Source organism: Actinomadura sp. 7K534 (assembly GCF_004348575.1).
GTDB classification, from domain to species: domain Bacteria; phylum Actinomycetota; class Actinomycetes; order Streptosporangiales; family Streptosporangiaceae; genus Spirillospora; species Spirillospora livida.
In genome coordinates this window covers 1-6,931 of the sequence record NZ_SMKB01000320.1, presented here as the reverse complement: position 1 = coordinate 6,931, position 6,931 = coordinate 1, and the positions used below count along the sequence as shown (strand labels likewise).

Below are 6,931 nucleotides of genomic sequence, written 5' to 3'. Positions count from 1 at the left end.
GACGGGGTGAGTCTGCGGCGCGGGCGGAGGCTCGGCGACCGGGCCCGCGGGGCGGGCGGCGGCAACGCGGCCGGCGAGGTCGCCCGCGACCTCCCGCGCCGACCGGATCAGCAGCGAGCGGTCCAGCCGCCCGCCCCAGCTGCCCGACAGCAGCTCGGCGCCCTTGGGGTCGAGGGCCAGCCCGCCGAGGACGGTGACGTCCGGCGGCGCGGCGCCCTGCCGCCCGCCCGGGTCCGCGGGCCGGCCGCGGCCCCGCGCCCCGGCGAGGACGCGGTCGACCTCGGCGATCGAGCCGCGGAAGTCGCGCGGGTCGGCGAGCACGAGGACCCCGATGGGCGGGCCGCCGCGCAGCTCCTCGGTCAGCGCGGCGACGCGCTCGCGCAGGTGGGCGACCTGCTCCAGGGTGGCCCGGGTGAGCAGGACGACCAGGTCGGCCTCGTGCATCAGCTCGGTCAGCGGGGTGCCGGCGCCGAGCCGCCCGCAGTCGGCGAGCACGTCCACGGGGTCGAGCCCGGCGAACGCCCGGCCGAGCGGCCCCCACAGCCAGCTCATCGCCTGCGCCTGCTCGGCGTTGGTGGTCCCGACGAGGACGTCGAGTCCGCCGACGAGCCGCTGGCAGTGCTCGGCGATCTGGTCCGGCCGCAGGCCGCGGCGCGCGGTGGCGGCGAGGCTGAGCAGACCGCGGGACGGGTTGAGCATCCCGCCGCCGGCGGCGAGGTCGCGGGGGCCGTCGCCGGTCTCCGGCGCGGCGGCGGGCAGCCGGTACACGAGGTCGCCGCCCGCCTGGTCGCACTCCGCGACCAGCACGGGGCGCGGCCACACCGCGCCGAGGGCGACCGCCGCGGTCGTGACGCCCGGCGCCCCCTTGTCGGCCGCGAGCGCGATGAGTGCCACGGTCAGTTACCGCCCGCGCCCGGCCCCGGCGGCGTGCTCCCGCCCGTGCCGCCGCCGTCCGGGACCTGGACGGTGCCGTCCGGGGGCTCCGCGCCGCCCTGGTTCCGCCCGCCGGCCGGCGGGGTCTGCTCGGCGCCGGGCCCGCCGGAGGCCGCGGGCGGCCGCGCCCCGTCCGGGATCAGCGCGAGCGCGACCGCGCCCGCGGAGGCGGCCTGGGTCACCTGCGGCGCGTCGGACGGCGGGACGGCGACGTCGATGCTGGTCTGGTCGGAGCTCAGCCGGGTGCCGCCGAACTCGCCGCCGCTCCCGCCGTTCCCGGCGATGCCGATCACGATGGCGTCCGCCGACAGGACGGTCCCGGCGCGCGGGCCGCCGTTCTGCCCGGTGCCGACCGCGTAGAGGGTGACGTGCCGGCCGACCTCGACGCCGCCGGACGGGAACTGGCCGGGCTTGAGCGCCAGCCCGACGACGAGGCGCCCGTCCTCCGGCGCGTTCTCCGCGACGATCATGGAGTTGGTCAGCAGCGCGCCGCGCACCAGCCGGACCGCGGCGACGTGCCGGGTCACCTTCGCGCGCTCCGACCAGCTGATGAACTGGATCCCGGTGTCGCCGACCTGCACCTCTTCGAGGGCGCTCGCCGGGATCTGCTGCCCGGCCGCGACCGGCTGCGCGATGCGGATCGCCGACACCCGCTCGCCGCTGGCCATCACGAGGTAGGCGCTGGCGAGCGCGCCGCCGAGGATGAGCAGCACCGCGAGCGCCGCGAGCGCGGGCTTGCGCTCCCGGGGGGACGCGGGAAGCCGCTGCCCCCCGGAGGTGCCGAGCCCCGAGCGGCCGAGCGCCGCCGTGCCGCCGGACGAGCCCGCCGCGCCACCGCCGGACGGACCCGAGCCACCTCCGGCGAAGGTCGACTGGTTGGACTTCATCGCGCTGCCCACGCGCTCCTTCCCGCCCTCCCGCGACTCCCGTCACCGGGATCCGCGCAACACCGAGCGATCCATGCTTGCGGGGGCGGCAAGGTCTCGTCAATGGATTCGGTGAACGCGGGCCGCCCCATCTCTCGGGCGCCCGCGGTGACCTGCGAATTCACCGATCACATCGTTGCTTACCACCAGTCACACCAGTCACTGACCGCGGTCCGGGCGCCTCCGGAGGCCCCGGTGGATCACGATTTCAGGCCGACGAGACGCCCGAGCAGCGTCATCGTGTGGTCGAAATAGGCGGCCCGGTCGTCCTCCACGGTGTTGGCGAACTGGCCGAACAATTCGAAGCTCACCGTCCCGTAGAGGCCGGCCCATGCCGTGAGGGCCCGGACGACCACGTCGTCCGGCGCGGCCAGGTCGACGGCGGCGCGCACCCGGGCCAGGTCCTCGGCGATCGAGGGCGGCGGCGGGGGCAGGGGCCCGGCCGGGTCGATCGCGCCCGCCGCGTGCGCCGCCGAGACGATCCGCGCGAACACGACCGTGTCGCGGGCGGCGGCGGAGACGGTGTCGTCCGGCGCCTTGTAGCCGGGGACGGGCGATCCGTAGAGCAGCGCGTACTCGTGCGGGTGCGCCAGGGCCCACTCCCGGACGGCCCGGCACACGGCGAGCCAGCGCCCGGCGAAGTCTTCCGCGGGCGTTCCGGCGTCGGCCTGCTCCACGGCCTCGCCGACGGCGTTGTACCCGTCGATGATCAGCGCGGTCAGCAGGTCGTCGCGGCTCGGGAAGTACCGGTAGATCGCCGAGGACACCATGCCCATCTCCCGGGCGACCGCGCGGAGCGACAGGCCGGCCGCCCCCTCGGTGCCGAGCTGCCGCCTGGCGATGTCGGTGATCTCGCGGATCAGCTCCGCCCGGACCCGTTCGCGTGCCGTACGTGCAGCCATGGGCCGAGGTTAGCAGAGCACCAAACCGAATCGAGAGCACTGCTCTTGACAACACCGCTCTCTAGAGAGAGCATTGCTCTCGAAACAGAGCACCTATCCAAAGGAACGCCGCATGTTCGCCAAGGACCTCGCGACACTGCACGCCGACTACGCGCTGCGGGGGCGCATCGACGACACCGCGCCCGTCACCAGCTCGTCCGAGATCGTCATCGACGCCCCGGCGCAGCGGGTCTGGGAGGTCCTCGCCGACCTGCGCGGCTGGGAGACCTGGGCGCCGGGCTTCCGCGTCCGCGCGCTGGACGCGGTGGAGCCGGGCCGGGAGTTCCGCTGGGCGCAGGACGGCACGCCGCTGCGCTCCCGGTTCGCCATCGTCGAGCCCGGCCGGGAGCTCAGCTGGACGGGCAGCGCCCTCGGCCTCTACCGGGCCGTGGACCGCATGGTCCTCACCGCGGAGGGCGGGCGCACCCGGGTGACCCTCCAGGAGTCGTTCGACGGCCCGCTCGCCCGGCTCGTCTTCGGGGAGCGCAAGCTCCGCGCCGCCCACGAGACCCGGCTGAACGCACTGAAGTCCCACGTCGAGAACCGCTGAAGACAACGCGAGACGAAGACAACGCGAGCAAAGGAGTAGGCAATGGGCAGGCACGTGATCGTCGGAGCCGGGCAGGTCGGGGCGCACCTCGCGGAGCGGCTCACCGGGCGAGGCCACGACGTCGTCGTCGTGACGCGGTCCGGGTCCGGGCCCGAGGGGGTCGAGCGGGTCGCCGCCGACGCCGCCGACCGGGACCGGCTCACCCGGATCGCCCGGGGCGCCGACGCGCTCTACAACTGCGTCAACCCGCGCTACCACCGCTGGACGCGGGACTGGCCGCCGATGGCCGCGTCCTTCCTCGGGACGGCCGAGGCCACCGGCGCGACCCTGGTCACGCTCAGCAACCTGTACGTCTACGGGCCCGTGGACGGGCCGATGACCGAGGACCTGCCGCTGGCCGCCACCGGCGTCAAGGGCCGGGTGCGGGCGGCGATGTGGCGGGACGCCCTGGCCGCGCACCGGGCGGGCCGGATCCGGATGACCGAGCTGCGGCCCTCCGACTACTACGGCCCCCGCAGCACCGACCAGGCGTACCTCGGCGAGGACCGGTTCGTGCGGCCGCTGCTGGCGGGCGGGCGCGTCCAGTTCCTCAGCGACCCGGCCGTCCCGCACGCCTGGACGTACACGCCGGACGTCGCGGAGGCCCTCGCCGTCGCCGGGACCGACGAGCGGGCGCTGGGGCGGGCCTGGCACGTCCCGACCGGCCCCGCCGTCTCCCCGCTGCACGTCGCCGAGCGGCTCTGCGAGATCGCCGGCGCGCCCGCGCCGCGCATCACGAGGGTGCCGCGCCCGGTCTTCCACGCGCTCGGGCTCGGCTCGCCGATGATGCGGGAGCTGCGGGAGACCCGCTACCAGTTCGACAGGCCGTACGTCCTGGACTCGTCGGCCTTCGAGTCGACGTTCGGGACGGCGCCGACGCCGCTCGACGACGCCCTCCGGGCCGTGGTCGCCGTCCACCGGGAGCTCCGGCCCGCGGGTAACTAAGCTGAGCGCGACCGTCCCGAGGACGCCGGAGGCTCTCATGCGCATCTCGTTCACGGCGCTGACCGGCGGAGGACCGCGCGACGTCGTGATGGACGCCGACGCCGAGGCCACCGTGGACGGGGTCGCGCGGTCGCTCGCCGCCCTGCTCGACGGGCGGGCGCCGGCGGCCGCGCGGTCCCCCGCGGCGCCGCGCTACTCCAAGGACGCCCTGCGCTCCGCGGCCGTGCCCGGCCCCCGGTCGCCGCGGGCGCTGTGGCTGGACGGGCGGATGCTCGACCCGCAGGCCCTCGCCGTCAAGGAGCTCCGGGACGGCGCCGTCGTGGCCGTCGAGCGGCACGGGGCCGCCGCCACCGTGCTCGGCGAGCCGACCGGGCTGGTCGAGGTCCGCGTCGCGGGCGGCCCGGCCGCCGGGTCGGTGCACCGCCTCGGCCTCGGGGTCTCGACCCTCGGCTCGGGGCGGAACGTGGACGTCGTGCTGGACGACCCGTCGGTCCCCGCGCGGTCGCTGCGGCTCACGGTCGGGCGCGAGATCGTCGAGGTCGAGGCGTCCGCGCTGACGGCCGAGGGAGGCGCCACGCTGGACGGGGCGCCCCTCGCGGGCAGGACGACGTGGCCGCCCGGAACGCTGCTGTCGGTGGGGTCGAGCGTCTTGGCGCTCACGCTCAGCACCGCCCCGGACGCCCATCTGGTGCCGCTGCCGGACGGCGGCCTGGCGTTCGACCGGCCGCCCCGGACGGCGCCGCAGGAGCGGGCACGGCGGCTGGCGGTCCCGGAGCGTCCCGACCGGAGCCCGCGCGAGCTGCTCCGGCCCTCCTTCCGGCGGTCGCTCAAGGAGTACCAGCGCAGGTCCGGCGAGTTCGACGGCGAGGTGGAGCGGCTGCGGCGCCGGGACGAGGCCGAGCGGCGGGCGCTGCACCCCGACCCGGCCGAGGTGCTGCTGACCGCGACCGGCCCGCGGCGGCGGCTGTGGGAGCGCCGCCGCGACGATCCCGACGTGCTCGACCTCCGCACCGGCCTCGCCGACCAGCCGGCCCGCATCGAGCTCACCGGCGGCGACGCCGGGCTCGCGGTCCCGGTCGCGCGGCAGGTGCCGGTGGCGTTCCCGCTCGCGGACCTCGGCGTCGTCGGGCTGGCCGGGCCGCGGCCGGCGTCCCGCGCGCTGGCCCGCTGGATGGTCGCGCAGAGCGCCGTGCTGCACAGCCCCCGCGACCTGGCCGTGGTCGTCCTGTCCGCCGGCCCGGACGCCGGGGACCAGTGGAACTGGGTGCGCTGGCTGCCGCACTGCGCGCCCCGCGAGGGCGAGGACTGCGTCGCCCTGGTCGGCACCGACGCCGAGTCGGCGGCGCGCCGCGTCACCGAACTGGCGATGCAGGTGACGGAGCGGCGGCGCACCGGGACCGTCCCGTACAACGTCCTGATCGTCCTGGACGGTGCGCAGGCGCTCCGCCGCCTGCCGGGGATGCCGATGCTGCTGTCGCGCGGGCCCGAGTTCGGCCTGTACGCCGTCTGCGTCGACGACGAGGAGCGCCTACTCCCCGAGGAATGCCGCGCCATGGCCGCGTGGGATCCGCGGCAGGCGCCGATGATCTGGCTCCGGCAGGGGCTGGACGTCCTCGGGCCCGTGCTGGCCGACCAGGTCTCGGCGAGCTGGGCCGAGCGGGTCGCGCGGGCGCTCGCCCCGATCCGGGACCTGGCGCGGGCGGACGCCGGAGACCCCGTCCCGTCCGAGGTCCGGCTCCTGGACCTCCTCGGCATGCCGGACCCGACCGCCGAGCACGTCCTGCGGTCCTGGACCCGCACCGGCGGCCGGACCGCCCGGGTGCCGATCGGGACCGGCCCGGACGGGCCCATGGCGCCCCACGAGATCGACCTGCGCGCCGACGGGCCGCACGTCCTCGTCGCGGGGGCGTCCGGCGCGGGCACGTCGGAGCTGCTGCGCACCCTCGTCGCGTCCCTCGCCGTCGCGAACCGCCCCGACGAGATGACCTTCGTCCTCATCGACGCCAGGGGCCGCGGCTCCAAGGGCCGGGGCGTGTTCGAGGAGTGCGCCCGCCTCCCGCACACCGTCAGCATGGTCACCGACCTGGACGAGCACGCCGCCGAGCGGGCCCTGGAGTCCCTCACCGCCGAGCTCCGCCACCGCGAGGAGATCCTGCTCGAAGCGGGAGCGGAGGACGTCGCCGGCTACGACGAGCTGCGCGCCGCCGACCGGGACCTGCCGCCGCTGCCGCGCCTGGTCATCGCCGTCGCGGAGTTCGCCGCCCTGGCCGCCGAACTGCCGGAGTTCGTCGCGGAGCTGACCGGCATCGCCCGCCGAGGGCGGCCGCTCGGCGTCCACCTCGTCCTCGCCACGCGGCGGCCCGAGGCCGTCACCGACGACATCCGCGCCGGCGTCGACCTGCGCATCGCGCTCCGCGCCACCGACCCGGAGGCGTCCACCGGCGTGCTCGGCTCCCCGGAGGCCGCGCAGATCTCCAGGGCGACCCCCGGCCGCTGCTACATCCGCTCCGGGACGCAGGGGCCGCATCGCGTGCAGGCCGCCCGGATCGGGAAACCGCGCCCGGCCGCCGGCGCCGCCGACCACCGCCCCACCATCC

6 protein-coding genes are annotated in these 6,931 nt (G+C 76.7%); 3 read left to right on the top strand and 3 right to left on the bottom strand.

The window, feature by feature from the left end; translation table 11 throughout:
- The 3 genes from E1266_RS34175 to E1266_RS34165 all read right to left on the bottom strand — a co-directional run.
- On the bottom strand, positions 1-894 hold an 894-nt coding region (locus E1266_RS34175), incomplete at its 3' end, for a hypothetical protein (protein WP_132054235.1).
- Positions 895-896: 2 nt separating this feature from the next.
- The gene (locus E1266_RS34170; protein WP_132054233.1) at positions 897-1,832 is read right to left on the bottom strand and encodes a hypothetical protein; all 936 of its coding nucleotides are present in this window, start codon (positions 1,830-1,832) and stop codon (positions 897-899) included.
- 227 nt (positions 1,833-2,059) lie between these two features.
- Positions 2,060-2,761: a TetR/AcrR family transcriptional regulator gene (locus E1266_RS34165; protein WP_132054231.1), complete on the bottom strand. Its 702-nt coding sequence runs from the start codon at positions 2,759-2,761 to the stop codon at positions 2,060-2,062.
- Between the two features lie 112 nt (positions 2,762-2,873).
- Here E1266_RS34165 and E1266_RS34160 point away from each other — a divergent pair, with 112 nt between their 5' ends.
- The 3 genes from E1266_RS34160 to E1266_RS34150 all read left to right on the top strand — a co-directional run.
- The gene (locus tag E1266_RS34160; RefSeq protein ID WP_132054229.1) at positions 2,874-3,350 is read left to right on the top strand and encodes an SRPBCC domain-containing protein; all 477 of its coding nucleotides are present in this window, start codon (positions 2,874-2,876) and stop codon (positions 3,348-3,350) included.
- A gap of 42 nt (positions 3,351-3,392) precedes the next feature.
- A complete protein-coding gene (locus E1266_RS34155) occupies positions 3,393-4,334 on the top strand; it encodes an NAD-dependent epimerase/dehydratase family protein (RefSeq protein WP_132054227.1) in 942 nt (313 codons plus the stop codon).
- A 37-nt stretch (positions 4,335-4,371) separates the two neighbouring features.
- On the top strand, positions 4,372-6,931 hold a 2,560-nt coding region (locus E1266_RS34150; RefSeq protein ID WP_279436370.1), incomplete at its 3' end, for an FtsK/SpoIIIE domain-containing protein.

What these genes read in the sequence shown, in the direction of transcription:
- E1266_RS34165 (WP_132054231.1), bottom strand. Translation starts at nt 2,761, where the DNA reads ATGGCTGCACGTACGGCACGCGAACGGGTCCGGGCGGAGCTGATCCGC.
- E1266_RS34160 (WP_132054229.1), top strand. Translation starts at nt 2,874, where the DNA reads ATGTTCGCCAAGGACCTCGCGACACTGCACGCCGACTACGCGCTGCGG.
- E1266_RS34155 (WP_132054227.1), top strand. Translation starts at nt 3,393, where the DNA reads ATGGGCAGGCACGTGATCGTCGGAGCCGGGCAGGTCGGGGCGCACCTC.